Genomic DNA, 26,270 nt, shown 5'->3' with positions numbered 1-26,270 from the left:
CCCATGAATATCGACCTGCACGGATTCGGTCCGGCCATGATGGCCGGCACCCTGATGACCGTAAAACTGGCGCTTTGCGCCTTGCTGCTGGGGCTGGTGCTGGGCCTGCTCGGCGCCCTGGCCAAGACCTCCCCGCTCAAGCCGCTGCAATGGCTTGGCGGCTTCTACTCGACCCTGGTTCGCGGCGTGCCCGAACTACTGTGGGTGCTGCTTATCTATTTCGGCACCGTCGGGCTGATGAACAGCCTCGGCGAAGCCCTGAACATGCCGGGCCTGGAGCTTAGCGCCTTCGCTGCGGGTGTTATCGCCCTGGGCCTGTGCTTTGGCGCCTACGCCACCGAAGTGTTCCGTGGCGCCATCCTGGCGATCCCCAAGGGCCACCGTGAAGCTGGCCTGGCGCTGGGCCTGTCCAAGGGCCGCATCCTCTCGCGGATCATCCTGCCGCAGATGTGGCGCATCGCCCTGCCCGGCCTTGGCAACCTGTTCATGATCCTGATGAAGGACACCGCCCTGGTGTCGGTGATCGGTCTGGAAGAAATCATGCGTCACTCGCAAATTGGCGTGACCGTGACCAAGGAGCCCTTCACCTTCTACATGGTCGCGGCCTGCATCTACCTGGGCCTGACCGTCATTGCCATGACCGGCATGTACTTCATGGAAAAGCGCGCCGCTCGCGGCTTTGCGAGGGCTGAATAATGAATTGGGAAGTCATCTTCAAATGGCTGCCACGCCTGGCCGAGGGTGCGGTCCTGACCCTGGAGCTGGTAGCCATTGCCGTGGTTGCCGGTTTGATCCTGGCCATCCCGCTGGGCATCGCCCGCTCCTCGCGCCACTGGTACGTGCGCGCCGTGCCGTTCAGCTACATCTTCTTCTTCCGCGGCACGCCGCTGCTGGTGCAGCTGTTTCTGGTCTACTACGGCCTGGCGCAGTTCGATGCGGTGCGTTCCAGTTCGCTGTGGCCGTACCTGCGCGATCCGTTCTGGTGCACGGTGCTGACCATGACACTGCACACCGCTGCCTACATTGCCGAGATCCTGCGTGGCGCACTGCAGTCGATCCCCAAAGGTGAGATCGAAGCGGCGCGGGCGCTGGGCATGTCGCGTGGCAAGGCGCTGTTCTACATCATGCTGCCCCGTGCTGCGCGCATCGGCCTGCCGGCGTACAGCAACGAAGTGATCCTGATGCTCAAGGCCAGTGCGCTGGCCAGTACCGTGACCCTGCTGGAACTGACCGGCATGGCCCGTACCATCATTGCCCGCACCTACCTGCCGGTGGAAATCTTCTTTGCCGCAGGCGTGTTCTACCTGGTGATCTCGTTCCTGCTGGTACAAGGCTTCAAGCTGCTGGAGCGCTGGCTGCGTGTAGATGCCTGCCAGGGTCGCTGAGAACTTACTGGCCCTTTCGCGGGTGAACCCGCTCCCACAGGTACATCACTGGCCTTGAAACCTGTGCTAATCCTGTGGGAGCGGGTTCACCCGCGAAGAGGCCCTCAAACCCAACACACATCTACCCATGCCCAGCCACCTCCACAGCCACCACCTAAGCACCCGCTTCAAGGCCCTCGACCAGTTCCTGATCGAGCACCAACAGCTGTGGAAACCGCGCCCCTTCACCACCCTGCAACTGGCCTGGGAAACCACCCACCCCGAACTCGCCGCCCACCTGCGCCAATGTTCCCTGGCAGACGCCGAAGCCGAAACCGCCACTGACCGCTTGCCCGCGCCCTTCCCGCAACTGGCCGAACAAGCCCAAAAGCTCGCCGCCCTCGGCAGCCTCCCGCAAACCGACCTGCCACCCGCCGCCCACCGCCTGGACGTCGCCGTCCCCGGCCGCAAATGGCAGCAGATCGAAGCCTTCGCCAGCCACCTGGCCTTCCGCGACCCGCCACACCACTGGCTGGACTGGTGCTCCGGCAAAGGCCACCTCGGCCGTCGCCTGCTGCAACCCGGCCAACAGCTGACCTGCCTGGAGTACGACGCCGAACTGGTCGCCGCCGGCCAGGCCCTGAGCGCCCACCATCACTTGCCCGCACAGCACGTACACCAGGATGTGATGGCCAGCGACAGCGCCCGCCACCTGGCCGGCGACAAAAGCGTGGTTGCCCTGCATGCCTGCGGCGACCTGCATGTGCGCCTGATGCAGCTGGCCAGCCAGCAAGGCTGTCGGCAACTCGCCGTAGCCCCCTGCTGCTACAACCGCATCGCGGCGCCGCAGTACCAAGCGTTATCCACAGCCGCGCAGGCATCGAGCCTGCAGCTGTCGGTGGACGACCTGGGCCTGCCCCTGAGCGAAACCGTCACCGCCGGCGCCCGCGTGCGGCGCCAGCGCGACACCTCGATGGCCCGTCGCCTGGGCTTTGATCTGCTGCAACGCCAGCAGCGCCAGAGCGGCGAGTACCTGCCAACGCCGTCGCTGCCGGTAGCCTGGCTGGAAAAGCCCTTCGAGCAGTACTGCCGCGACCTGGCCGACCTCAAACAGCTGCCCTTGACCGGCAACCCGGACTGGGCCGCCCTCGAGGTCGCCGGCTGGCAGCGCCTGGCCGAGGTACGCAACCTGGAGCGCGTACGCAACCTGTTCCGCCGGCCGCTGGAGTTGTGGTTGGTACTCGATCGCGCCCTGTTCCTCGAAGAACAAGGCTACGCCGTTCGCCTGGGCCTGTTTTGCGACTATCCACTGACCCCACGCAACCTGCTTATCCTCGCGGAACGCGACCGTTAGCCGCAGCACAACCTGTGGATAAGTCTGTGAACAAGCTTTTGATTACCTGTTGGATCCAAGCGCTATTTCAAGCGTTTGGCTTATTCCGGGTTGCAGCTCAAGCCCAGTAAAAACAGGCGTTTGCGCAAAGACCAGCGGCGCAGCGATCCGGCATGCCTTTCGCGCAAGTCCCAAATGCCACTTGTGCATAAACATTTCTTGTGGTTGGCGCAAGCGGCTTTTGTGGGAGCAAAAATTTCAGTGCGCCTTACCTTTGGCGATCTCGATATCGTTCATCAGCGCCTTGGCCATTTCGCACAGGTAATCGGCAGCACCCAGGAATTTATGGTCGTCCTCCATATCCCCCTCACGCACCAGGTGCTTGATGTAGCCCATCAGGATCGAGACGTGCTCGTAGGCAGCATCCACAGGGACACCGGGCTCCACGCGTAGTAGATTGAGGGATGGGTTACCGGCTGCGAGGAAGGTTTCCACGCCTGCGGTGGTGACTGGCTCATCTTGTTTCATGGCAAATCCTCATTCACGAAAGGAGGCTGCCAAAAATCTTTCTCACGGATTTGGGGCGGCAGCCGTACGCGGGGTGAGAAACCGAGTGAATAAGGAAGCCCGGCCAGACCGAGGTCTGCCCACGTACGGCCACCATGACAGGTAGCGCTTATTCAAAGTCGGGCTCTCACACCCGGTCGCCTGAGCGACCCGAAAACGGTATCTGTGAGCCACTTCCCCGACAACAGCGATACTTCGGCGGCGCGCGTAGGATACTTCCGAACCCTCCAAACCCTGAAGCTTTTGCCCCCATAGTTCAGAATTTCCTTACGCAAATTGCCGCACTTACACCATCCCTGTGGGAGCGGGTTCACCCGCGAAGAGGCCATAACAGACAACACAAGGCTAATGCTCACCCGCCGTAACGGTGTATCATCCGCCCCCCAAATCATTAAAAAGTGACGTCGCGCGCTGCCCGCCAGCCCCGCGGCCTTCTGGCGTTGCGCCAGAACCGACAATGGACCAACGGACCTGACCATCGTGACCCGAGCCAAACCCCTCGCCCTGTTGACCCTCGCCCTGGCCCTGACCGGCTGCGCCGGCGGCACCTCGCCTCACCCAACCAGCAACCTGGGCTGGAACCACCCCGGCATGCAACTGGGCGGCGACAACGGCCTGCCCCTGCGCACCGAAAGCCCCTGCCGCAAGCGCGGCTGCGACAACGACAAGCTGTTCTTCAACCCGGGCAAAAGCGAGCCAAGCGTCAACACTATCCACCGCGGCTGGTAGGAAAATTCTCCTTTTAGGCCGGTGACTTAGGTCTTTTTCGAACATTCGCAAGGAAGTGGTTTACAGGCGCCAAACGATCGTTATAATGACGCCCCATTGCCGGTATAGCTCAGATGGTAGAGCAACTGACTTGTAATCAGTAGGTCCCGGGTTCGATTCCTGGTGCCGGCACCATACGCAGTATCAAAAAAGGCTCACCGAAAGGTGGGCCTTTTTTGTTTTCGGCTAGGAGGTATGGATTCCCCCAGCCTTGCGCAAGACGCTGTGCATTCAGCTTGCTCACGCTACGGGGCAACCGCCGTGGCGACTCGGCCGTAGAGCGGCCTCAACAATCCCATAGCGACAACCCGTGGCTCTTCCAGGCTGCACCGTCGCGCAGAGTAAAAGATTCAAAAGCACGCCGCGTCTTCTGTAGGAGCGACCTTGCGTCGCGATGGGCCGCAAAGCGGCCCCGGGCAATCTCAGGCCAGAATAGCGAAAGCTCAAGCCCTCCGACAGGGCTCAAAAAGCCCTGTCAGGCGGCTTTCTGCTCCAGACTCTCCCAACCCAGGCAAGCCAGCGCCAATGTGCGTGGTACCGCTTCACGACCACTGCTGTAGCGGCTGATGCTGCGGGCGCTGACTCCCAGCGCTTCGGCAGCCTGGTCGAGCGTCATCCGGTGCCGCAAACGCCAGCGAATGAAAACTCGGGTGTTTTCATCAGGTGCGTTTTGGGCAAGCGCATCCAGTAGCAGGGTATCTGCACCAATCTGAATATCCAGCGCTGGCCACTCCACCGACCATCCTCCGTCGCCCAATACGACGCCTTCAAACGCTTTGCGCTTGGACAGTGGCGCCAAGCCAGGATAGGTCTTGAGCGCATCGCTCATATCCAGGGTGAAATGCTGCCCATTGGTAAAGGTAAGCTCAAGGCTGGCGTCCGATCGAGGCTGTACACTCTTCAGACGGGGACGTTTCATCGATGCCATTTCATCCACTCCTTCAACAAATCGGCCTGATTGGCCGCCACCCAGGCCAGGGCTTCTTGCACCACTTTCGCAGGTGCCCTGCCTTGGCTAACAGTCACAGATTCCAGACTGATCACCACGTCCACCCCACCGCCGGTAAGGTGAACGTGGGGTGGTAGATGATCCCTTTCCCTTAGCTCAATGCGGTACTTGTCGCGAAATCGGTATTTGGTAGACATGGCATGATCGTATCGCCAATTTGGCGATACTACAACGGTGAAAACCGGTGTTAAACATTCCGCTCAGTGTACTGGCAGAACGTCTACACCCATACAGCCGCCATGCCTATGGCTGCTCCGTCCTCTTGCGCTTGTTGTTCAGAATCTCTGAAACCGCGCTCTGGGTCGCTATCGCCGACAGATCCGTTACCGGTCAAGGCACAAGCAGGTCCCTGGATTACATCGTGATCCTTGTCATTCACAATTCAGTCCAGATAGGATGAGATAAATTCTCAAACGCAATCCTATACCAACAAGAGGGCTGAAGTTGTCTACCCCGCCCGTGCCATCTGCAACGCAGGCTGATGTTCAGTCCCTCTACATCGACCACCACGCCTGGCTGGTGGACTGGTTGCGCAAACGCCTGCGCCAAGGGGATAACGCTGCCGACCTGGCTCAGGATACGTTCGTCAATGTGCTGGGCAAACTTGACCGGATACAGGATGTGCGCCAGCCGCGTGCCTGGCTGAGTACCATTGCCCGCGCCCTGGTGATCGATCGTGCGCGCCGCGATCGTGTCGAAAGGGCCTATCTGGATGCAGTGGCCAACCTGCCAGAGCCGTTGATGCCATCCCCGGAAGCCCAGATGATCCTGCTTGAAACCCTGGCCAAGGTGGATGCCTTGCTGGACGGCTTGCCGCCCAAGGTGCGCACGGCCTTTCTGCTGTCGCGCCTGGACGGGTTGGGCTACAAGGAAATCGCCGCGCAACTGGGGGTCAGCCTGAGGTCGGTGGAGAGCTACATGGCGAAAGCTATCCGCCATTGCTACTTCGCTACCTCATGAGCGGCGCAACGCGCCCCGAGGTACCCGATGACGTGCTCGACCAGGCGATCATGTGGATGGTGCGCCTACAGTCTGGTTGGGAAGCACGCTGGTCAGTGGCCAGGGCATGGGCGAGATGACCGAGAACACCGGTTCGTACACCACCGGTGCGGTGAGCGTGGGCTCCAACAGCCCAACCAGCCTGCGCGAAACGCCACAGTCGGTGTCGGTGCTGGCCAGCCAGCTGATTGAGGACCGCAGTATCACCAGCCTGCAGGACGCGCTGAAAATGGCACCCGGGGTCACGGTGCAAAAAACTACCAGCGACACCTACGAGTTCTACTCGCGCGGCTTCAACATCGACAGCATCCAGATCGATGGCGCAGCGCCCATGGCACTGTCCTCAGTGGCTACCAGCTTCTACTCCCGCCGGTTGTACAACCTGGCTGAATTCGACCACATCGAGGTATTACGGGGTTCCGGTGCGCTGTTCGGCGGTGTGGGCGACCCCGGTGGTGTCATCAACCTGGTGCGCAAGCGCCCGCTGTCGGACTTTCAGTTGAAGTTCGAAGCCGCCGCCGGCTCCTGGGACAACTACCGTTCGCAAGTCGACGTGACCGGCCCGCTCACCGACAGCGGCAATGTTCGCGGCCGCCTGGTGACGGCATACACCGACCGCCAATACTTCACGGATAAACTGGCCACGCAAAAACCCACGGTATACGGGGTGTTCGAGGTCGACCTGGGCCCGCAGACCATCTTCACCCTGGGTGGCATGTATGAAAGCACCCACTCCAACTCGTCGTTGGGGCTGCCACGCTATACCACGGGTAAAGACATCGGGCTGGCGCGCCACACCAACCTGGGGCAGAACTGGTCCTACATGGACAATATCTCCCAAGAGATCTTCACCAAACTCGACCACTACTTCGATAACGACTGGAAGCTGAACGTCTCGTATACCAATACCCGCGACGCCGGCAAGGCGCTGGCGGCAGTATCGGGCAACGCCGTCAACCCGGTGACCTTGGCAGGCCCTGTGTGGCGCGCAAGCTATAACGTCTACTCCACCAGCCAGGACCTGATAGACAGCAACCTTTCTGGCAGCTTCGATGCCTTTGGCCGCGAGCAACCTTCTGATAATCGGCGCCCAGCACGAACTGGACCAGCAGCTGGTTCAGCTGCTGGTTAACCGAAAACCCGGGTTCGCGCGGGTTGCAACGCTACGGCGAATTCAACTTTTCCCGCTGAGGTAATTTCTCCACGGTGCAAGCAAACCCTCCTGAAGAACTCGATCAATGACGCCATCTTCAATGCTGCCTACATAAGTAGCGCCCAGCTGAAACTCGAAGGAAATACTTCCTTTTTCAGATAAGTCCCTAACAGCATGGATCAACGCTTCCACTTCCTCCAGGTTCTTCAAGTCGACATCATGAGGAAGTTTTTCCGGCAGCAAAGCCGAGTAAATCTCCAGCGTCCCACCTACCACTTCCAAGCCATTTTCGTCAATCTCGTCAACCATGGTTGGCGGCGCAATGCTCCATACCCTTGACGCAGCAAGCTCACTCACAAGCTGGTGTACATCAGACCTGATTGACTGATCCAAATCCTGAGCCACGTAGAAAATCAAGTTCTGCTTTGGGTGATCTAGCAGTATGGCATGCATTACTCAGTTCCTTTCTTCGGAGGGTATGCCGGAAGCGCTGATCCGGGGCCGCCTGGGTTGTACCTGAACCCGCCTGGCATGTGCGCGTTTAAATGCCGTGTATCAGGCAATGGCACAGTAAGTGGCGAGCCCTGGATATGATGCATAGAAATTCGCTCACCCTTTAATCCCGCATCTTCCGGAAAAACCTTAATCCATGAGTCATCCACTTTCGGGGTACGTCCTTTCGCAATAGCCGTACGATTTTCAGCGCTTAATATCTGGCCATAACCAAGATCGTCCCAGCTATCACGCAATGCTCTCCAGTCAGCTGCATTAGTACGAACAACACCTGTCCGGGTCGCGCCGGAAGAAACAACAGGCGCGACTGGCAATGCTTCGCCTGTCGCTTTCGCCCCAACAGGCCACTCAGGCAAATCACACGGCCCGGTGTTGTGCACCCACGTCTTCAGCTCACCCACATAGAACGTGTGCCCCACATCCACTGTCAGGTTATACGTCTGGCCCACCGGCAGGTAAAGCTCCAGCGCCTCAACCTGCGACGAAGTATTCTCCGAGTCGCCATCGGCCAGCGATTGCAGCAGATCCCCAGGTTTCAGATCGAGTGCCGGAATGAAGTCGCGCTTGGCCGGCACATAGAACGGGTGGCTTGGGGTAACCAGCAGGGTCTCGCCCTTGGCTGTACCGTCGGTACGCAGGTTTTTCAGTTTCAGCCGGTAGATCGGCTGGTCACTGCGCTGGTGGGTCGCGAGGATTTTCGCGGCGAAGGGCTTGCCGCCTTTTTCCGGCTTGCTCCAGACCACATCGCCAACCTTCAGCGACTCGATAGTGCGGTCGCCGTTAGGCGTTGAAACCTTGGTACCCGCGGCGAAGCAGCAAGGGCCTTTTTCGGTGAGCAGGCGTTCGATGTACAGCTTGTCCGCTGTCTAGGGCGCGGTGCCCACCTTGCCCAGCGCAGCCACCCACTCAACCGGGATGAAGTTCAGCCCGAACTCGGTGTTGACCTGGTTGCGGATCGCTGCAGCGGCCTGATTGTCGCCCTCCGTCTGGTAGACCGTCGCCAGCACTTCCTGGGCCTGGCCGGGTTCCTGGCTGTCCCATGTGCCGTTATCAGTGGCCGACGCCATCACCCCTTCGGCTGCCCCAGCGGCAACGGCACCGCTTTGGAGGGACATTCCTAAGCCGATGGATTTGACATTAGCGTCACCTTCCACAAGCGACCATCTTCCGAAAACTCCATGCGTAGAGCATAGGGTTGAAACTCATACTTCAACCACGACCGTATATACCCTAGCAACATATCAGCTTTACCTGGCACCTCTTTGGTAGGCGGGCCCAGCTCGGCAATGATATCTTGAACCCGCCATGTTTGAGCTGTACGACCAAGCACATCAGCCTTATATGCCGAATACCCTTCGTGACGTTGCACAAAAAAATGAATGTGGTTTAACTTCCCAGAACGAAACCCAAGCTCCAGACCAGACTTAATAAACTTGAAAAATTTTGTCTTCCCTTCTGGGTCATTATAGCTATCCGGGGTCTCTGAAACGGCTGGCGGCTCTCCGACTTCCCGGCACAAGTCAGTTACGATTGAGCTACTTTCATCTTGACCAAGAGCCCGAACAAAATCCAACCAAGTATTCATCACTTAATAACTCCTGCCTTGCGATTCCTTTCCACTATTTTTTGAACAGTTTCATCCACAAGCCTTGAATCATAACCGCGCTTGTTCAAATTTGCTCGCAGTGCATCTGTGTCACGGCAAACTGCACCGCACAGGTCCGCTGCGTCTTGCTGAATCTGAGCAGGCGTGTTTTTTCCGCCATAGGTAGGACCTGCAATATGTACCTCTCGTGGGACCTCCACAGCTGTAGCGTTTTGGTAGAGCGTCCTGGTTTCCAACTCAGTAAGGGGGCGGCCCAACTCAGCTTCCTTTGCTGTGCGCAACGCAGCAAAGGAAGGGATATGATCGTGCTCTAGACCATCGCCAACAACTTCTCTTGCCTTAAGATTTTTATAGGCGTCTACCTCAAGCTCTTGAACCGCCGTTTTCGACGGCACCGTTGCTTTTGTACCCACCGGCCACTCAGGCAAATCACAAGGCCCGGTGTTGTGCACCCACGTCTTCAGCTCACCCACATAGAACGTGTGCCCCACATCCACTGTCAGGTTATACGTCTGGCCCACCGGCAGGTAAAGCTCCAGCGCCTCAACCTGCGACGAAGTATTCTCCGAGTCGCCATCGGCCAGCGATTGCAGCAGATCCCCAGGTTTCAGATCGAGTGCCGGAATGAAGTCGCGCTTGGCCGGCACATAGAACGGGTGGCTTGGGGTAACCAGCAGGGTCTCGCCCTTGGCTGTACCGTCGGTACGCAGGTTTTTCAGTTTCAGCCGGTAGATCGGCTGGTCACTGCGCTGGTGGGTCGCGAGGATTTTCGCGGCAAAGGGCTTGCCGCCTTTTTCCGGCTTGCTCCAGACCACGTCGCCAACCTTCAGCGACTCGATAGCGCGGTCGCCGTTCGGCGTTGAAACCTTGGTACCCGCGGCGAAGCAGCAAGGGCCTTTTTCAGTGAGCAGGCGTTCGATGTACAGCTCGTCTGCTGTCTTGGCGACAGTGCCGATTTTGCCCAACGAGGCCACCCGTTCGACCGGGATGAAGTTCAGCCCGAACTCGGTGTTGGCCTGGTTGCGGATTGCAGCGGCGGCCTCGTTGTCGCCCTGCATCTGATACACCGTCGCCAGACCTTCCTGGGCCTGGCCCGGTGCCAGGCTGCCCCATGTGGCGGCAAGCGGGTTCTTGGTCAGGGCCATCGCACCGGTTACCAGTTGCTCGCTGCTCTGCAGCGGGCTGCTCAACAGCGACCAGATGGAACTGGCCACGTTGGAAATGGCGGCACCCGCGCCCTGGGCAGTACCGGCCAAGCCGCCACTCAGGTTGCTGCCCAGGTCGTAGGGGACGGCGATGTTCCGGTCGTAGAAGCGGTAGTAGTCGTACGTCAGGTCACCGGTATAGGCGCCCTGGAAGTTGATCGAGTTGATCGACGTATCGGCGTAACTCGCCGGGTTGGTGTCGCCAAACCGGGTGAGCAGCTCAGCGGTTTCAGACCCTGTGTACACCCGCTCGGCCTGGGTGGTCGGCACGTCGGAGGTGTTCTGCGGCGCGTAATGGCCAGCCATGGGTGCCAGTGCCGCGCCCAGGTAGGCAAGTGTCGTGTCGTCTGGGGCGTAACCTTGCCCAGTCAGCACCGCGTTCCACTTCTCGTCGGTGTAATAGACCGCGCCCAGCGCCAGGCGCCGCTCGGCCTCCGCTTCAGAGATGTAGGTGTCGGCAGCATATTTCGGCGCGGCCTTTTTGATCAGGTCGACCGCGGTAGGGTGCAACTGCTCGTTATACCGCTCGACATTACCCGCCACCCAAGCCGCATCGTTGGGGTCGCCATCCACCAGCGCACCGGCTGCAATACCGATGATCTGCGCCGTGGCGACCCTGAACTGGTCATCGGTGATGAAGCGGCTATCAAGGTAGCGGCCAAGGTTATCCGTGGCCGACGCCGTCAACCCTTCGGCTGCCCCAGCGGCGATGGCACCGGTTTTGAAGTCACCACCGCGCGCCGCCGCCAGGGCGCCGCCCAGCATGGCATGCAGGAAGATCTTTTCGGCCGAGCCGGTGCTCAAGTCCATGTATTCGGCAAAATCGCCGAGGTTTTTGTTGCCGACAGCGGCTGCCAGGTCAAAACCTTCGGATACCAGCGCGGACCCGAGGTTGTCTTGCAGGCTGCCGCCGTTGATGGCGGTGGAAACGCCGCTTTTGATCACGGCATGGGTAGCACTGCGGGCCACCGCATCTTGCGCCTTCTGCCAGCTCAGCCACTCTTTGCTATAGCCCGGGTTTTGTACCGGCCCGGCGGTTGTGACTTGCGCACCACCGCCGTTTGCCGGGCTGGCACCCTGGAACCACGTGCTGTCGGCGTAGTTCACCAAGCCTGCGGTCAACGCGCCGATGCTGGCGTTTTTCAGGCTATCGCTGCCAAAGGTGTCCTTCAGCGCGATGCCAAGATTGCCCTTGTTGTTGATAACGCTCACAGCGCCTGTGCTGGCCATTGAGGTCAGCGCTGCGGTGGCCATCATGTTGCCCCAGCCGGCAGCGGTGTAGCTCGCGCCAGCGGCAAGGGCCTGTGTGGTGGTTGCTGCCGCCATGGCGCTACCCGAGCCTGCAGTCGCCCCTGCTGCGCCCCCTGCCAGGGCACTGGCGCCGCCGGCGGTCACCACGGTGATGATGATGATCACCGCCAACATCGCCGCCTGGCCCATGCCGGAGTTGCTGTACTTGTAGGAATCGTGAAGTTCTTTAACCTGCCGCCAATCCACGTCCCCACGCTGCTCGGCCTCTTTGATCCAGGCCAGTTGTGGTTCGGCCTTGACCATGGCGTCGATGGTCTGGCTGACGGATTGCTGGTCAATCTGCCTGATGTCTATCTTCAGGCCGTCCACCGCCTGGATCACCGTTTGCCCCTGGGCCAGCAGTTCGCTCTGGCGCAGGGTTTCATCGGTGTTGCCTTTGCCCTTCATCGAGAACCAGGCCATGTTGCTTTTGCTTTTGGAATGGCTCTCGTCGTGCAGGTCTTTCACACCTTCAAAGGTGATGGCAGCGCCGCTTTGCAGGGTCAGGTCCTTGCCGCTGTTCAGCGTGGCGACCTGGTAAAGCTGATCGCCGTTGCTGACCAGGGTCAGGTTCCCAGCGGTACGGATTTGCGTGCCGATGTTGGTGGTCTGGGTAACCTCGTCGCGCTGGGCTTTTTTGGCGCCCCAGTTGCCCTTTTCTTTCATGTCGTAAAGGGTGTGGGTGCTGTCTTGCGCCGCAAGCAGGCTCAGGGCGTTGCCGCTGTACAGGTACGCTTCGTTGCCAGCGGTAATCTTGCTGGCCACCAGGGTGGTGTCGCGGCCGGCCTGCAGGGTGACGTCATTGCCGGCAGTCAGCTCGCTGGCGAGTTGGGTAGTGCGGTCATTGGCTTCGCTGATGCGTTTCTTGCCATCTTTGCTTCGGGTCGCGATGTCGTGCACATCGCCCGCCGAACTGACGTTGATGTCCTGGCCTGCGACCAGGCGCAGGTCGTTGCCCGCCTTGGCCTGGCTGGCCAGAACATTGATATCGCGCCCCGCATCCACAGCCAGGTCGCCACCGGCGGTCACCGTCGCTGCCAGGTTTTTCACCTGGGTAGTGATGACGGACTTGTGCCCGCCGTCGAACAGTTCGTGCTTTTCGCTGCTGTCGGTCTTGGCCAGCAGGTTGATGTCGTTGCCGGCTTTGAGCGCTACGTCGCCGCCTGCACTCATGACGCCGTAGTGGGTGATGTCGCGGCCGGCACTGATGGCCAGGTTTTCGCGGGCAGTGATGGTGCTGCCCGTGTCGGTGATGGTGCGCATGCCTGCACCGTCCCGCACCTGGATGGCGGTACGGTCGTTGAGGATGTCGCCCTTGACCGCCGCCAGGCTTACTTGCCTGCCGCGTATTTCACCGGCCATCGCGTTGCGGATGCTGTCCTGGGCGATCATCTGCAGGTTGTTACCCGCGTCCACCAGGCCGCCCTGATAGAGGCTGCCGCCACTGCTCACGTCGAGGTTGTTGCTGGCACGCAAGGTGCCGACGTTGACCAGGTCGCCGCCTGCGATCAGTGTCAGGTCACGCCCCTGAATCAGGCTGTTGCCACGCACGCTGCGCGAATCGGCCTGGGCCAGGTAAAGCACGGGCACCAGTACTTTCTGGCCATCGACCACGCGGTTTTCCATCCACACGATATCGTGGGTCAGGGCACTGACCTGTTCGGCGTTCAGCGTGACGCCAAGGCTCAGCTGGAGCGCGTCCTTGCTCGCCAGTGCGTTGTCCATCAGGTAGCGGTACTGGTCGTAGTCGCTGCTCAGGCCGTCGGCCAGGAAGCGCTGGCCGGTCTGCGCCAGCACGGCATCGCGGACCAGCCGTTGTTCATACAAGCCGTCACCCAGGCGGCGCCAATTGCTGTCGGGGCTGATGTCGAGGCGGTCGAGGATGTAGTCGGAACCGAGAAACCGCGACAAGTCAGTCAGGTTTGGGTTGGTTTCGATCAGGTAGCTGCTGGTTGGGTCGGGGTTGCGAATGAACAGCCCGTAATTGCCCTGGGGTAGCTGGAAGGTCGCGCCTGCAGTCGGGTCCACGGCGGCAAACGGGATCCCACTGTAATCCACCGGGGTGAAGCCGGTTTGCACGCTGCCATCAGCGGCCACCCGCTGCACAGGCTGCACGGCTGCTACGGCGGCGGGGCTGGTGTCGCCGGCCTGTTTGTTGATGGTGATGTCGATGCCCCCGACCTTGATGCCGGTCTGGTCTTCACCCAGGGTGCCAGTAAGGATCTCGGCGGTGTTGCCGGCGCTCACCGAGCCGTTCTGAACGGTTCGCGCGACGTTGAGGTTGACCGAACCGCCGGCCTGTAGCGTCGCGGCATATTTTGGCTGCGGGCTGTCGGTCCAGACGGTGTAGTTGCTTTGCTCGATAAAGCGGCTGTCGGCGGAGCGCGCCTTGAGCACCTCGAAACGTGCCAGGTCGAAATTGCCTGCGGCGACGGCGGCGTTGAATGCAGGGACGTCGATGTACTCCATCTGGTCCCAGTAACCGGTGGCGATACGCGCAGGCGTGCCGATCTGGATGTTGTTCTGCCCGGTGCGCTCGGAAGCCCCCAGGTTCAGCAGGTCGTTGGCAGTGATGCTCAGGTTGCCGTTGGCAGCCAGCAGGCTGTAGCGGTTCTGCACCTGGTCGGCCTGCAGGATAAGGTCCTTGCCCGCCACCAAGCGTGCCGATGCCGAGTCACGGGTCGCGGTTTCCAGAATGGTCTGGTCAATGTTGATCACACCGCGCTTGAACGAGTCATGCCCGCCACAGTGCTGGCCACACTGCCAGCGCAGGCTACCGTTGACGATGCGCTGGCCCAGCTCGAATTCGGCCTTGGCGTTTTCCACGGTCGTGGCGTTGAGGGTAATCGCCCCTTCGCTCTCCACCGTGCCAGACAGGTTGCTGAAGCGTTGCGCGCTGCCGCCGTCCAGGTTAGCGACACTCAGGTCACCACGGCTGTAGACGTCACCGTACAGGTTGCCGAAGTTGGCGGTGCGCAGGGCCATCGCGCCGCCGCTGAACAGCAGAGCGTCGGCACCGTTGGTAAGGGACTGGCTGGCATTGAGGTTGACGTTGCCTTGCGCGCCCAGGGTGCCGCGGTTGGCGACCTGCGCGGCGTCAACACGCAGGTTCTGGCGCGCGGTCAGGTAGCCCAGGTTGTCGAGCGCACCGGAGAGGGCAATACGCGTGTCGGTACCAGCACCGATCCGCCCGCCGTTCTGGGTGACGTTGGCGGCCTGAATGGTCAGCAGGTTTTGCGCGCTGAGGCGGCCGCTGTTGTTCAGGTCGCCGGTCAGGTTCAGGGCCAGGTCACCGTCGCTGAGCAACTCGCCGCCGTTGTCGAGGTTGCGCAGGTTCAAGGTGAGGCCCGCGCCGCTGGCCAGCCGATCACCCGCCAGCAGCGCCAGCGAGTCACTGGTGTAGGTCAGGGCGTTATTGAGCTGGACAACGCCCAGCCCGTCGACCGTGCCGAAATGCCAGTCGCCATTGCCCAGCGCACTGATGCTGCCGCCGGCGCCGCTCACCCGGTTGAAATCCAGGCTCAGCAGGCCGGTGCCGGCATGTTCGATGCTGCCTGTGCGGTTGTTCAGCGCATCGGCTTTGAGGGCGAAGTCGGTGCTGCCGATTTCGATACGGCCGCCTTGGTTGATGAGGCTGCCAGCCAGGCCGAATGTGCTGGTGCTGTTGGTACCGGCGTTATTGCCGAGGGCGCGCAGCCGGCCCGAAGTGTTGTCCAGCGAACCGCCGTGCAGGTTCAACGTGGTGTTGGACTCGATCAGGCCGCCACGGTTGATCAGGTTGCCTGCCGTGAGCGTGACACTGTCGCCGCTCAACTCGCTGCCATTGGTGTTGGACAGCGTGTCGCCGGTGAACAGCAACGCAGTTTTGGCGAACAGTTTGCCGGCGTTGCTGGTGAGCGCGCCGATGTTCAGCGTCAGGCTGTCGACCAGGCTCGACAACGAGCCCGCCTTGCTGGCATCGCTGCTGTTGTCCAGCGCCCCGGCGCTGATGTGCACTGTGTCGCCCTGGATGGTGCCGCCGACGTTGCTGACGGTGCCACTGCCCAGGTTCAGCCGCGTAAGGCCGCCGCTGCTCAACAGCGTACCCCCGCTGTTATCCAGCTGGTTGCCGGTGAAGGTCAGGCCGCCACTGCTAGCGACAAGCTGGCCCTGCTGGCCATTGCGCAAGGTGCTGGCCTGCAGGTCGAGCTGGCTGCCACGCATGCTGCCGCCCTGGTTGTCGACAGCGGCGATACCGCCGAGGGTTAGCAGGTGGCTGCCAGCGTCGATGACACCGGTCAGGTTGCTCAGTACATCGGTGATGTTCAGCGTGACAGCACCGTCATTGCTGACCACCGCCCCCTTGCTATCGTTGTCCAGGCGCTGGGCATCTACCCGTACGCGCTGGCCGAGCAAGGTACCGGCGCTGTTCTCCAGCCAGGCGCCACGCAGCAGCAGGGCGCCGTCGCTTTGAACCTGCCCGGTACTGTTGAGTAATTGAGCCTGGGTCGCTGAAGGGCCGAAGTTCAGCGCCAGCCCTTGCGCACCGGCAGCCAGCAAGCCTTGGTCGCGGTTGTCCAGAACGCCGGCGTTCACGTCCACGCGGTCGCCGACGATCTTCCCACCCCGGTTATCGACCCGCGCACCCTCTGCTGCCAGCTTGACGTTCGCCCCCAGCACGCTGCCGCTGCGGTTATCGAGGCCAGTGGTGTCAAGTTCAAGATCACCCGCAACGGCCAGCAGCCGCCCGCCCTGGTTGCTGATGTCACCGCCGTCGACCGACAGTTGCTTTTGCGCCTGCACGGTACCGCTGGTGTTGTCCAGCGCACGGCGCGCCGTTACTTTTGCATCACCGGCACGGGCAGACAAAAGCCCCGAGCGGTTGCTGATCGTGTCTGCGGTAATGGCGAGGCTGCTGGCGTCGATCTGCCCAGCGCTGTTGTCCAGCGCGCCAGCTGCAATGGCAAGGCTGCCACCCGCGGCCTGGATCAGGCCCTCGCGGTTGTCCAGGCTGGCCAGTTGCAGGTTGACCGCTTGCCCCGCGCCAAAGCGGATTACGCCGGCCAGGTTGACAATAGCCGGGGTAGTGATGAACAACGACTGTTCGCCGACCAGGCGTGCCGCCGCCCCTTGGTTGCTGACTCGGGCACTGGCCAGATTGACCGCGCCGCCTTGCACCACGCCCTGGTTGTCGAGGGCCTTGGCCGCGTCGATGTTCAACCCACGGCTGGCTTCAATGTAGCCCGTATTGGCCACAACCGGCGCACTGATGGCGACGTCGCCCGTGACGTTACGGCTGTTATCGGCTTCTATGCCCGCCGCGATAGTGCCTGCGTTGCCGACCTGGCCTGCGTTGATCTCGATACGCTCGCGCACGGCCAGGCTTTGCTGGTTGGTCAGCGCGCCGGGGGTGCGCACCGTTGCGCTGCCCGCGTAGACCTTGCCGGTCATTTCGACGCTTTGCGCGTTTACCTGCAACCCGCCCTGCGCCGAAGCCTGGGCCATGTTCAGGTGGCCGTTGGCATCGATCTGTATATCACCGCCGCTAGCCGCCATATTGCCAGCCGTCTTTACGCCGACGCCTTGCTCGGTACCCACCAGCTTGATCGCATTGGCGTACATCCCACCCAGCGCCGACGAGTCGATGGCCAGCTGCGGTTTGTCGGCGGCATTGCCGGCACGGGCGCTGGTGGCCAGTGTGTCGGCGTTGACATCGTTGGCGCCGGTAATGACGTTCAGCTGCTTTGCATAGATATCGGCATTGATCTTCGCCGAGCGGGTAATCAGGTCGAACTGGTCGACCGCGCTGGCATCCAGCCCTTGGCCTTCGACGGTGATGTTGCCGCCGTCGACTGCAAAGTGATCGAGCTTACCATTGGCGTCCAGCACCGGCTTGCCGGTACTGAGGGTGACACGCGGGGTATTGATGAAACCGCAGCCGTTACAGGTGACGCCGTAGGGGTTGGCCACGATGACCCGCGCCGCCTGCCCGGCCACTTCGGTGTAGCCGTTGAGCTGGCTGGGGTTGGCACCTGTGACTTCGTTGAGGATGGTGCTGGCGCCACGCCCGCCCAGTTGGCTGTTGCCGAGGATATTGCCGCCCAGTTGGGTCGCTTGTATGGCTTGGGTCGAGTTGTTGAGAATCACACCCTTGCTGTCGACGTTGTACTGCTGGTACTGGTTGTGCGAAAGGCCCGCCGCGTTGGGCGCTGCGATGTTGATCACCGGCACACCGTTGCCAGCCTGGCCCACGGCGGTGTTGGTGGTGCCGCTTACCGCAATGCCCTGCGCCTGCGCCCAGATCGGTTGCCAGAACATGACATTGGCCAGCAGCAGGGCCAGCAAGCGCTTGGGCATACCCAGGAAACTCGCGCGCTCGGCCAGTGCAGCAGAAGGCTGACGTGCCAGCAGGGCTAATTGGTTGACGTCCATGTAAGCGACCTCGGAACAGCGCAGTTAAAGGAAGAAATCCATACGGAAGTAAACCGGCGCTTCTCGCTCGATCACCTCGGGACGTTCCAGGGAATGGGCAAAAGTGACCGACGCGGCAACGTGCTGGCCACGGGTAAACAGCTCGAACGAGTTGCTGGACAACCGGCCGTGGTTTGCATCGTTGTAGCGGTCGTTGCTGATCACACCCTGGTCATAACCGGCAGCGGCGCCGTATTCGCTGAACACCGGGCGCAGCCAGTCGAGGGTCACGGCACGCGTCAGGCGTATTTCGTTGCGCCAGTAGCCGCCACTGTCGCCGGACAAGAACTGGTCCTTGTAACCCCGTACAGAAGATGAACCGCCCAGGCTCAGGCGCTGCGGGCTGAACAGCACATCTTCGCTGCGCTGCCCGGTGGCCAGGCTGGTGAAGGCCAGGTTCTCCCCCCAGAGTTGAAAGGGATACAGGTAGCTGATGGTGCCGGTGTACTTGCGATAGCGTGCGTCAGGTTCGCCCGGGCCGGGGTGATGGTTGCCTTGGGCGTCGAGTAGCCCGATGCCTTGTTGCATACCCAGGTCGATGTTGACGAATGCGGAGCCCACACGCCGGCCATGGTTGATACCGAACTGCGCTTCAGTGAGGCGATTGCTGCTCAAGGCCAGCTTGCTGTCCTCGAAAAAGTTCTGTGTGCGCACATGGGCCAGGCCGGCATTGAGCGAGGTCTTGCTCACAGCGTCGCGGTGGATCACACGCTCGGCACGCACCTGGTGGGTCTGGCTGTCACCGTTCTGCTTGTACCTGGCGCCCTCGGCTTCGAGCTGGGAGCGGTATTCGGTTTCGCTGTACAGGTAGCTGAACGTCCACCAACCCCATGGCAAGCTGTACGACAGCAAGGCGTTGTGCGAGCCCTGCTGGTGGTCACTGACCGCATCATGGCCCCCACGCAGGCTCAACTGGTCAGCAAGCCCCAGCGGGCTGTCCCAGTCCAGGCCAACGTTCCACTGCTGCTCGCCCGTACTGCGCTGGCCGTCGTTGTTACGCGAGAGGTTGGCACGCCAAGGTTTCTGGGGGGTGTTTTTGACGACCACATCACTGCCGCCAATGGCCTGGCCCGGGGTCAGTTCCATGCGCGCCTGGTTGGACGGCAAGCGGTTGAGTTGATCGACCATCTGCTCGATTTCTCGCAGATTGATCACTTGGCCTTGCCTGCCGGGGAAAGCCATGGCCAGTTCACGATCGGACAGGCCGCTGGCGGCATCGCTGCGCAGTTTCTCCAGCTTGCCTTCGATGACCAGCACCTGAAGGTCGCCGGTGGACAGATCCTGTTGCGGCAAGTAGCTGCGGGTGGTCACCAGCCCTTTCTCGATGTAATGGTCGGTGACCGCCTTGAGCAGCTGGTTAAGCTGGGCCACACCCAGGCACTTGCCCTGAAAAGGCTTGATCAGCGCGTCGCGCTCTGTAGCCGATAGCGAGTCTGCACCTTTGAGCTCAATGCGTCTGATGTTGAAACAGCGCGTATCGGCTGGCGTGGCGGGTGCCACTGGAGTGGCCCGGTCGCCTGGCAGGTCCTTGAGTTCTTCAAGGCGGCGGCGCTGCTCTTCGAGCAAACGGTTCTGCCGGTCACGTATGAGGTCCTGCTCACCAGGCGTCGCAGCATGAACGGGCGAAAACAGCCCTGCGCCCAGCACCAACGCACACAGACCCAGCCACATCCTTGTAGAGGCAAACATAAACATTCCATTAAAAGCGCCGGAGGCGAGATTGCGCCTGCACGGGTGGGTGAAAGCGGCTATCACTGCCACTTGAAGCAGAAGCCATGTGACATCACGTGTAACAGCCGTGAGACAGACCGCACATGACGTACAGAATTCCCTGATGCTCTGTTTTGGCGATGAGCGGTAAAGGAAGGCTGTTTGGGGAGGCTCAGGCAGCCTGGAGGAGCGGCGGGAGAAGCCGATTGAGCAGGGCCAAGGGGCGAGTCAGAGAAGAAAAGCGGGCCGCTTTGCGGCCAATCGCCGGCAAGCCAGCTCCCACAGTGATCGCGCCAGCCTTCAGGTTTTGTGCAAGACGGTCGCTCCCACAGGTACTGCATAAGTCTGAAGCCGACGCGGTACCTGTGGGAGCCTGGCTTGCCGGCGATGGGCTGCGCAGCAGCCCCAAGCACGCTAGGTCAGAACGCACTAAGTAGCTTCTCCACAATCCGTCACTCCGACAGCCAAGTTGACGCGTGCGCTATCAATGATGCAAAAAATTACTGTGCAGTTGCTCGCCGTGTCGTGTGTGCCAGGATCAAGCGGCAGTCCGTTCTTGGAATCAACGAAGGTGGGCATTTTTGTTTCATCTGTCACTGAGCTGCCCCCACCCTTTCTTCGCTGTCAAACCACCCCATGCATGAAGAACTCGACCGGTACGCTGAAAAACTCAGCAAAGCCCTTTATCTGGGCAACCGTCATCTTCCGCTTGTTGTTCAGAATCTCTGATACCGCGCTCTGGGTCGCTATCGCCGACAGGTCCTTCTGCTTCACGCCCCTGTCCGACAGCAGAAAGGCCAACGCTTCGGCCTGGCTCGCGAACGGCACCAATACAGACTCACTCTCATACTCGTAGACGCGGTCCGCTACCATCTCCGCAAAGCGTGCCGCAGCGTGGCCTTCAGTGTCCGCATGGGAGTAGAGCTCGTCGATCAATGTCATGCGTGCCTCAAGCTCGGCACCGTCCTTGATGGGGTCATGGCAGGCGGCCAGAAGCTGGGCCATGGTTGCCATCTGAGTGTTCAGGCCATCGAGCATGGGTGAAATATTAGCGATGAAGGCATCTAGTCCATTGGCTTCGATTTTATCCCGCTTCATGTTGTCACCTGTCGAATTGAAATATCGCGCTGCCCAGGTTGCTACCTGATATCGCTTCGGCACCATTTGTCGTACTCGGCGTGCGACAAAATGGCCTTGATGTAGAGAGTGCCCGTTCGCGCATTGAGCCACGCGATCAGGCGGCATTCGTTTTTCTTGATATCGAACACGTAGATATCAAGCGGCCCTTTGCGGCTGGTGGGCCTGAGTTTTGAGTGGGGGATGCGATCTACGTTCCAGCCAGACACAGTGGCCCACGTCTGCCTCAGCTGTTCAAAAGATTCAAAGCGCAGCGTCGCCCTGTCGAAGGTTGTCAGCCACAGGCTAAGCGGCGCTTTCCACTGGCCGTGAGCTTCAATCGCCTTGGTAACCGCCGCTTTCGTTATGACCCGCATCGTGTTGTCCCGGCGCACCAACATAAGGTGGAAAATATCTCTGATCCAGATATCTGTCAACCAGATATCTGGATGCGCGATGCACGATGACCTCGCAATCGGTGGAGCTGTTTGGCGAGGATTGGAATAGCTTCGAGGCCCAGTTGGAGAAGCCGGTTGATGCATGGACCGCGCGCAGACCTGTGGGAAACGGTTGGTCAGAACGCGGTGCTTACCGTCACCGACAGGTTACGCGGGTCGCCGTAGATGGCCCCGGCATAGAACCCGTACTGGGTGTAGTAGTGCTTGTCGAACAGGTTGTTGGCGTTGAGGCTGACGCTGGTCTCATCGGTCAGTTGGTACTTGGCCATGGCATTCCAGATGGCATAACCGGACCAGTTCACATCAGTGGCACCATTGCTTACACCGTTGGTGGGCTGGCCGGCCGGGCTGGAAATGGCGCGGATGTTGGTTTGCGCGGTCACGCCGGCGCCCAGGGTCAGGCGGTCGAGCGGGCCGCTCAGGCGGTAGGTGGTGGAGGCCTTGAACAGGTGCGACGGGTCGCTGCGCCCGTCACTGTCGACGCGGCGGAAGTGCAGGTAGGTGTAGCCGGCGTAAACGTTCCAGTTGGGGGTCAGGGCGCCGGCAACTTCCAGGTCGATACCGTCGGTTTCCTGGCCGGAACCGGCCTTGTATGCGTTGCCGCCAGTCGGGGTGGTCAGGTCGCCGTCCAGCACGGCCTTGTTTTCCTGCTTGGTGCGGAAGTACGCCGCCGAGGCGTTCAGGCGGCCATCGAACCACTCACCCTTGATACCTGTTTCGTAGCTTTGCCCACGAATCGGCTCGACCTTGCTGCCACTGCTGGTTTCAGAGGTTTGCGGGGTGAAGATATCGGTGTAGCTGGCATACAACGAGTAATTGTCGTTGAGGTCATACACCGCGCCCAGGTAGGGGGTGACAATGCCGTTTTCTTCCTGGCTGCTGCGCTCGCCGGCCACGCTGCGGGTAACCGAGGAATAGTTGCTGGTGCGCACGCCAACGATCACCGACAGCGGGTCGGTGATGCTCAGGCGGGTGGCGGCGTACATCCCCTGCAGGCGGGTGGTGGTCTTGCTGTGAAGGCCGGTGCGTGAGGCGATGAGGTCGTAGTCGTCATCCACGCCATTGTGCCAGTCCGTGACCGGGAAGCCGTTATTGGCGCGGAACTGGCAACCCAGTGCAGGCGCGCTGGCCATGCCATCGCCGACCATGGTGCAGGTGTACTGGGGCGACCAGCCTACGGTGCGGCTGTCGTTATAGCCGACCATGGCTTGGTGGGTGCGGCCGAACAGCTGGAACGGGCCGGACAGGTCGATCTGCGCCGACTGCTGTGTGGTGTCGCTGGAGCTGTGCAAACCGTTCAGCACCGCGCCGCTGCCGTCCTGGTCCCAATAGCCGCCGAAGCTGCCGCGCCCAGCCGAGTTCACCTTGGCAAGGCCCCGGTGGTTCAAGGCTTCGGTAGTCGCCTGGGCGGCTTTCAGGTCCAGGGTCCAGTCGTTGTCGAAGCGGTGCTCCAGCGAGCCGAACGCGGTACGGGTGGTGTACTCGCCAAAGCTCCAGCTGGGCACCACGTTGGTGCTGCGCGGCAAGTCGGTCTTGCTGCCATCGCGGTACCAGATGGGGATGTTCGCGCCCCAGCCGCCGCCGACAACCTTGTTGTACTCATACTGGTAACCGGCGCCCAGGGTGGTGGCGTCGTCCAGGTCGAACTCGAAATTGGCCAACGCGGCGCGGGAGCGCTCGGACTGGTTGTCGCGGAACGAGTTGGCGTCCTGCTGGGTCATCACGAAGCGCGAGCGCAGGCGGCCATCCGCGGACAGGGGCAGATTCAGGTCCGCACCCAGGCGACGCTTGTCCCAGCTGCCGTACGTGGCGTAAGCGCTGCCGCCGAATGTCTTGGTCGGTGCCTTGCGGATCAGGTTGACGGTGGCCGAGGGGTCGCCGGTGCCGCCCAGCAGGCCGTTGGCACCGCGCACGATGTCGATGCGTTCGTACAGGTCCATATTCAGTGCGTTGCCACTGCCGCTGAAGTCCGAACCGCCCTGGGTCTGCAGGCCGTCGACCTTCCAATTGCTGATCGAGTAGCCCCGGGCACGGTAGTCGGTACGCCCACCCACCTCGGACTTGTTGGCCGTTACGCCTGGCGTGGTTTCCAGCGCCTGCTCGATGGTGTGGATGTCGCGGTCATCCATCTGCTGGCGGGTAATGGTGGTGACCGATTGCGGCGTCTGGCGTGGCGTCAGCGCCAGGCCGGTGGAGCTACGGGTGCTCTCGACCGTGTAGCCTAGCTGGCCAGCATCGTCGGCCGGCAGCAGGGCGCTGTCTTCGATCTGTGTGGCGTCCAGCTCCAGGGGTTTGCCGGCGGCAGCCATGGCCCCGCCACTGATGGCGACGGCAACGAAGAACGCCAGCGGCTTGAGGCGATTGCCACTTTGGCTGATGGGGGTGAACACTTTCGGGATGCACTTGGGATTCATTTGGGAAGGCTTCGTATTTGCAGATGATTTTTTGTTAGGATTCTAGGGATCGGCCCTCCCGGCTCCAGACCCGACATGTACGGGCATGTAATTGAACGTAACGAGCGCCACCGGCCCTCACCGAACAGGTGTTTTTCCGCATGAGCACGACCTTGCTGGTTGTCGACGATGACGACGAGATCCGCGAACTTCTTTGTGATTACCTGACAGATGCCGGCTATAACGTGCTAGCCGCAGCCGACGGTGAACAAATGCGCGAACAGCTGGCGCGGACGAAGGTGGACCTGGTGGTGCTCGACCTGATGCTGCCCGGCGAAGATGGCCTTAGCCTGTGCCGCCAGTTGCAGGCGACGCCAGGCCTGGCGGTGATCATGCTGTCGGCCAAGGGCAGCACGCTGGACCGCATCATCGGCCTGGAAGTGGGTGCCGACGACTACCTGGCCAAGCCTTTCGAGCCACGCGAGCTGATCGCCCGGATCAAGGCCGTGCTGCGTCGCCCGCAACGCCTGGACACTCCCGCCGAAGAGCCCGCCGTGGCGGACGCCCAGCTGTTTGCAGGCTTTCGCCTTGAACACGTCAAGCGTCTGCTCACCCGCCCCGATGGCGAAACCCTGACCCTGCCGCGCTCCGACTACCGCGTGCTGCGCGAACTGCTGGAGGCCAACAACCGGGTGGTTTCCCGCGACCAGCTGACCCGCAGCGCGTTTGGCCGCGACCACCTGCCCGACGACCGTTCGGTGGACATGTGCGTCAGCCGCCTGCGCCAGCAACTGCGGCGTGCGCCAGCAGGTGCCGCGCAAATCCTCACCATCCGCAATGAAGGCTACCTGCTGAGTATCGCCAGCCTCGCGGCCGATGCCTGACATGCGCTGGCTTCGCCGGCTGTGGCCGCGCACCTTGTTTGGCCAGCTGCTGCTGATCATGATCAGCGGCACGCTGGTGATCCAGTTGATGTCGAGCAGCATCTGGTTCGATGTGCGTTTCGCCCAGGTATTCGAGGCGCCCATTCGCCTGATCGCCGCGCGCAGTGCGCCCCTGATCGCCCAGGCCAGTTGCCACGCCGGCGCGCTGAAGGTGCCCGCCCACTATCAGTTGCGCTGCGCCGAAACGCTACCCACACCTGAACATGACGAGCGCCGAGGGCGCAGGCGCGTCGAGCTGTTGCTGCAGCAGGCCCTCAGGTACGAACTGGGGCATGCCCAGGACGTGCGCCTGCTGAAGGTGCGGCTGACCGATGAGCTGGGCCAGCCGATTGTCTGGCGCAGCCTGTTCGGCCTGCGCACGGCCCAGGCGCATGTGCAGTTCGCGGTGCCGTTGGCCGACGGCCACTGGCTGACCATCGAGGGCCAGGAACTGCAGGGCTGGAGTGGCGAATCGGCCTGGGTGCTGATCAGCGACTACCTGTTGCGGGTGTATGCGCTGCGGATTGTCGCGGTATTGCTGGTGTGCCTGATTGCCGTGCGCCTGTGCCTGCGCCCGTTGCGGCGCCTGGCCGACGCAGCGCGCGGCCTGGGCGGCAACCTCGAGCAGCCTCCCCTGGCACTGGATGGCCCGGAAGAAGTGCGCCAGGCGGCCCAGGCGTTCAACGCCATGCAGCAGCGGCTGATTGCCATGGTCAATGACAAGGCTTACTTCCTGGCCGCCGTGTCCCACGACCTGCGCACCCCGCTGACCCGCATGCGCCTGCGCCTGGAGCGGCTACCGGACGACGAACATCGCCAGCGCCTGCGGCAGAACATTACCCAGATGGACGACATGATTGGCCAGGTACTCGATTACCTGCGCGCGGGCGAGCAGCTGAATTTGCAGCAGGTGGACCTGGACCGGCTGGTGGCACGCCAGTGCGCCGAGTTGGCCAGCGCCGAAGAAGCGCTGCCGGTGCATGGCAAGGTGGGGTGTTCGCAGGTGGATGCCCTGTTGCTGCAACGCTGCCTGCAAAACTTGTTGGTCAATGCGTTGCGCTACGCGAAGGACATCTCGGTCACACTGGAACGGGCTGTCGATGGGGTGTTCATCCACATCGACGACCGCGGCCCGGGGATTGCGCCGGGCCTGCTGACAACCATCACCGACCCGTTCGTGCGCGGTGAAGGCTCGCGTAACCAGGCATCCGGCGGCTACGGGCTGGGGTTGAGCATTGCCCAGCGGATTGCCAACAGCCATGGCGGTGAGCTGATGGTGGCGAACCGCGAGGGCGGTGGGTTGCGGGTCAGCATACTGCTGCCTGGCTAACGCTATTTTTCTGTGGGAGCGGCCTTGTGTCGCGATGGGCTGCGCAGCAGCCCCGGCGGTTTGTGCCGTGACACCAATACCTG

The 26,270-nt window shown here is 61.5% G+C and carries 20 protein-coding genes, 1 tRNA gene and 1 pseudogene; 10 read left to right on the top strand and 12 right to left on the bottom strand.

The genetic code is table 11. The annotated features are described in order from the left end of the window. Positions 1–3: 3 nt before the first annotated feature. The 3 genes from ACN6NG_RS01290 to ACN6NG_RS01280 all read left to right on the top strand — a co-directional run bounded on the left by ACN6NG_RS01290 (position 4) and on the right by ACN6NG_RS01280 (position 2,718). Positions 4–696, top strand: a complete 693-nt coding sequence (locus ACN6NG_RS01290; RefSeq protein ID WP_016497593.1) for an ABC transporter permease — start codon at positions 4–6, stop codon at positions 694–696. Beyond that, positions 696–1,385 carry an ABC transporter permease gene (locus ACN6NG_RS01285; RefSeq protein ID WP_016497592.1) on the top strand — a complete coding sequence of 230 codons (690 nt, stop codon included), beginning with the start codon at positions 696–698 and terminating at the stop codon, positions 1,383–1,385. Before ACN6NG_RS01290 ends, ACN6NG_RS01285 begins: the two co-directional genes overlap by 1 nt. Before the next feature lie 127 nt (positions 1,386–1,512). Then, complete coding sequence (locus ACN6NG_RS01280) at positions 1,513–2,718, top strand: methyltransferase (RefSeq protein WP_474312803.1); 1,206 nt, start codon at positions 1,513–1,515, stop codon at positions 2,716–2,718. A gap of 237 nt (positions 2,719–2,955) precedes the next feature. Here ACN6NG_RS01280 and ACN6NG_RS01275 read toward each other — a convergent pair whose 3' ends face one another. After that, entirely contained in the window at positions 2,956–3,225 is a 270-nt protein-coding gene (locus ACN6NG_RS01275) for a DUF3077 domain-containing protein (RefSeq protein ID WP_197898351.1), read from the bottom strand. Positions 3,226–3,744: 519 nt separating this feature from the next. Here ACN6NG_RS01275 and ACN6NG_RS01270 point away from each other — a divergent pair. Together ACN6NG_RS01270 and ACN6NG_RS01265 are read left to right on the top strand one after the other, a co-directional pair. Next, complete coding sequence (locus tag ACN6NG_RS01270) at positions 3,745–3,993, top strand: hypothetical protein (RefSeq protein ID WP_353455934.1); 249 nt, start codon at positions 3,745–3,747, stop codon at positions 3,991–3,993. Positions 3,994–4,091: 98 nt separating this feature from the next. Continuing rightward, positions 4,092–4,167 (top strand) — tRNA-Thr (locus ACN6NG_RS01265). A gap of 340 nt (positions 4,168–4,507) precedes the next feature. On the opposite strand, the gene ACN6NG_RS01260 is transcribed toward ACN6NG_RS01265, so the two are convergent. Together ACN6NG_RS01260 and ACN6NG_RS01255 are read right to left on the bottom strand one after the other, a co-directional pair. Continuing rightward, complete coding sequence (locus ACN6NG_RS01260) at positions 4,508–4,960, bottom strand: DUF2442 domain-containing protein (RefSeq protein ID WP_197898349.1); 453 nt, start codon at positions 4,958–4,960, stop codon at positions 4,508–4,510. Beyond that, positions 4,948–5,178, bottom strand: a complete 231-nt coding sequence (locus tag ACN6NG_RS01255) for a DUF4160 domain-containing protein (RefSeq protein ID WP_081237919.1) — start codon at positions 5,176–5,178, stop codon at positions 4,948–4,950. The genes ACN6NG_RS01260 and ACN6NG_RS01255 overlap by 13 nt, the downstream gene beginning before the upstream one ends. 307 nt (positions 5,179–5,485) lie before the next feature. On the opposite strand from ACN6NG_RS01255, the gene ACN6NG_RS01250 reads away from it, so the two are divergent. After that, the gene (locus ACN6NG_RS01250) at positions 5,486–6,001 is read left to right on the top strand and encodes a sigma-70 family RNA polymerase sigma factor (protein WP_132842872.1); all 516 of its coding nucleotides are present in this window, start codon (positions 5,486–5,488) and stop codon (positions 5,999–6,001) included. 52 nt (positions 6,002–6,053) lie between these two features. Next, positions 6,054–7,172, top strand: a complete 1,119-nt coding sequence (locus ACN6NG_RS01245; protein WP_474312800.1) for a TonB-dependent siderophore receptor — start codon at positions 6,054–6,056, stop codon at positions 7,170–7,172. 42 nt (positions 7,173–7,214) lie between these two features. On the opposite strand, the gene ACN6NG_RS01240 is transcribed toward ACN6NG_RS01245, so the two are convergent. From ACN6NG_RS01240 to ACN6NG_RS01205, 8 genes are all read right to left on the bottom strand, one after another. Further along, complete coding sequence (locus tag ACN6NG_RS01240) at positions 7,215–7,646, bottom strand: hypothetical protein (protein ID WP_474312798.1); 432 nt, start codon at positions 7,644–7,646, stop codon at positions 7,215–7,217. Next, positions 7,646–8,545 carry a polymorphic toxin-type HINT domain-containing protein gene (locus ACN6NG_RS01235; RefSeq protein WP_277352250.1) on the bottom strand — a complete coding sequence of 300 codons (900 nt, stop codon included), beginning with the start codon at positions 8,543–8,545 and terminating at the stop codon, positions 7,646–7,648. The genes ACN6NG_RS01240 and ACN6NG_RS01235 overlap by 1 nt, the downstream gene beginning before the upstream one ends. A gap of 27 nt (positions 8,546–8,572) precedes the next feature. Next, positions 8,573–8,821: a hypothetical protein gene (locus tag ACN6NG_RS01230; protein ID WP_086976950.1), complete on the bottom strand. Its 249-nt coding sequence runs from the start codon at positions 8,819–8,821 to the stop codon at positions 8,573–8,575. 2 nt (positions 8,822–8,823) lie between these two features. Then, complete coding sequence (locus ACN6NG_RS01225) at positions 8,824–9,291, bottom strand: hypothetical protein (protein ID WP_063426993.1); 468 nt, start codon at positions 9,289–9,291, stop codon at positions 8,824–8,826. Beyond that, positions 9,291–18,218, bottom strand: a complete 8,928-nt coding sequence (locus tag ACN6NG_RS01220; protein ID WP_474312795.1) for a two-partner secretion domain-containing protein — start codon at positions 18,216–18,218, stop codon at positions 9,291–9,293. Before ACN6NG_RS01220 ends, ACN6NG_RS01225 begins: the two co-directional genes overlap by 1 nt. Before the next feature lie 24 nt (positions 18,219–18,242). Beyond that, positions 18,243–19,928 (bottom strand): ShlB/FhaC/HecB family hemolysin secretion/activation protein, encoded by a 1,686-nt coding sequence (locus ACN6NG_RS01215; protein WP_474312852.1) that lies wholly within the window; start codon positions 19,926–19,928, stop codon positions 18,243–18,245. Positions 19,929–20,591: 663 nt separating this feature from the next. Further along, positions 20,592–21,065, bottom strand: coding sequence for a helix-turn-helix domain-containing protein (locus ACN6NG_RS01210; RefSeq protein WP_474312793.1), 474 nt, complete (start codon positions 21,063–21,065; stop codon positions 20,592–20,594). Positions 21,066–21,106: 41 nt separating this feature from the next. Beyond that, positions 21,107–21,520 (bottom strand): type II toxin-antitoxin system HigB family toxin, encoded by a 414-nt coding sequence (locus ACN6NG_RS01205; RefSeq protein ID WP_474312791.1) that lies wholly within the window; start codon positions 21,518–21,520, stop codon positions 21,107–21,109. A 29-nt stretch (positions 21,521–21,549) separates the two neighbouring features. Here ACN6NG_RS01205 and ACN6NG_RS01200 point away from each other — a divergent pair. Then, positions 21,550–21,642 (top strand): annotated as a pseudogene (locus ACN6NG_RS01200) (DUF3079 domain-containing protein); the annotation flags it as partial. A gap of 15 nt (positions 21,643–21,657) precedes the next feature. On the opposite strand, the gene ACN6NG_RS01195 reads toward ACN6NG_RS01200, so the two are convergent. After that, positions 21,658–23,955 carry a TonB-dependent siderophore receptor gene (locus ACN6NG_RS01195; protein WP_353455928.1) on the bottom strand — a complete coding sequence of 766 codons (2,298 nt, stop codon included), beginning with the start codon at positions 23,953–23,955 and terminating at the stop codon, positions 21,658–21,660. Between the two features lie 140 nt (positions 23,956–24,095). On the opposite strand from ACN6NG_RS01195, the gene ACN6NG_RS01190 reads away from it, so the two are divergent. Continuing rightward, the gene (locus tag ACN6NG_RS01190; protein ID WP_197898342.1) at positions 24,096–24,818 is read left to right on the top strand and encodes a response regulator; all 723 of its coding nucleotides are present in this window, start codon (positions 24,096–24,098) and stop codon (positions 24,816–24,818) included. Position 24,819: 1 nt separating this feature from the next. Next, the gene (locus ACN6NG_RS01185; RefSeq protein ID WP_236197943.1) at positions 24,820–26,187 is read left to right on the top strand and encodes an ATP-binding protein; all 1,368 of its coding nucleotides are present in this window, start codon (positions 24,820–24,822) and stop codon (positions 26,185–26,187) included. Positions 26,188–26,270 lie beyond the last annotated feature (83 nt).

The sequence above is a fragment of the Pseudomonas sp. TSO6 genome (assembly GCF_056098905.1).
The sequence above is the reverse complement of the archived record's forward strand: the minus strand, read 5'-3'. Positions and strand labels throughout refer to the sequence as shown.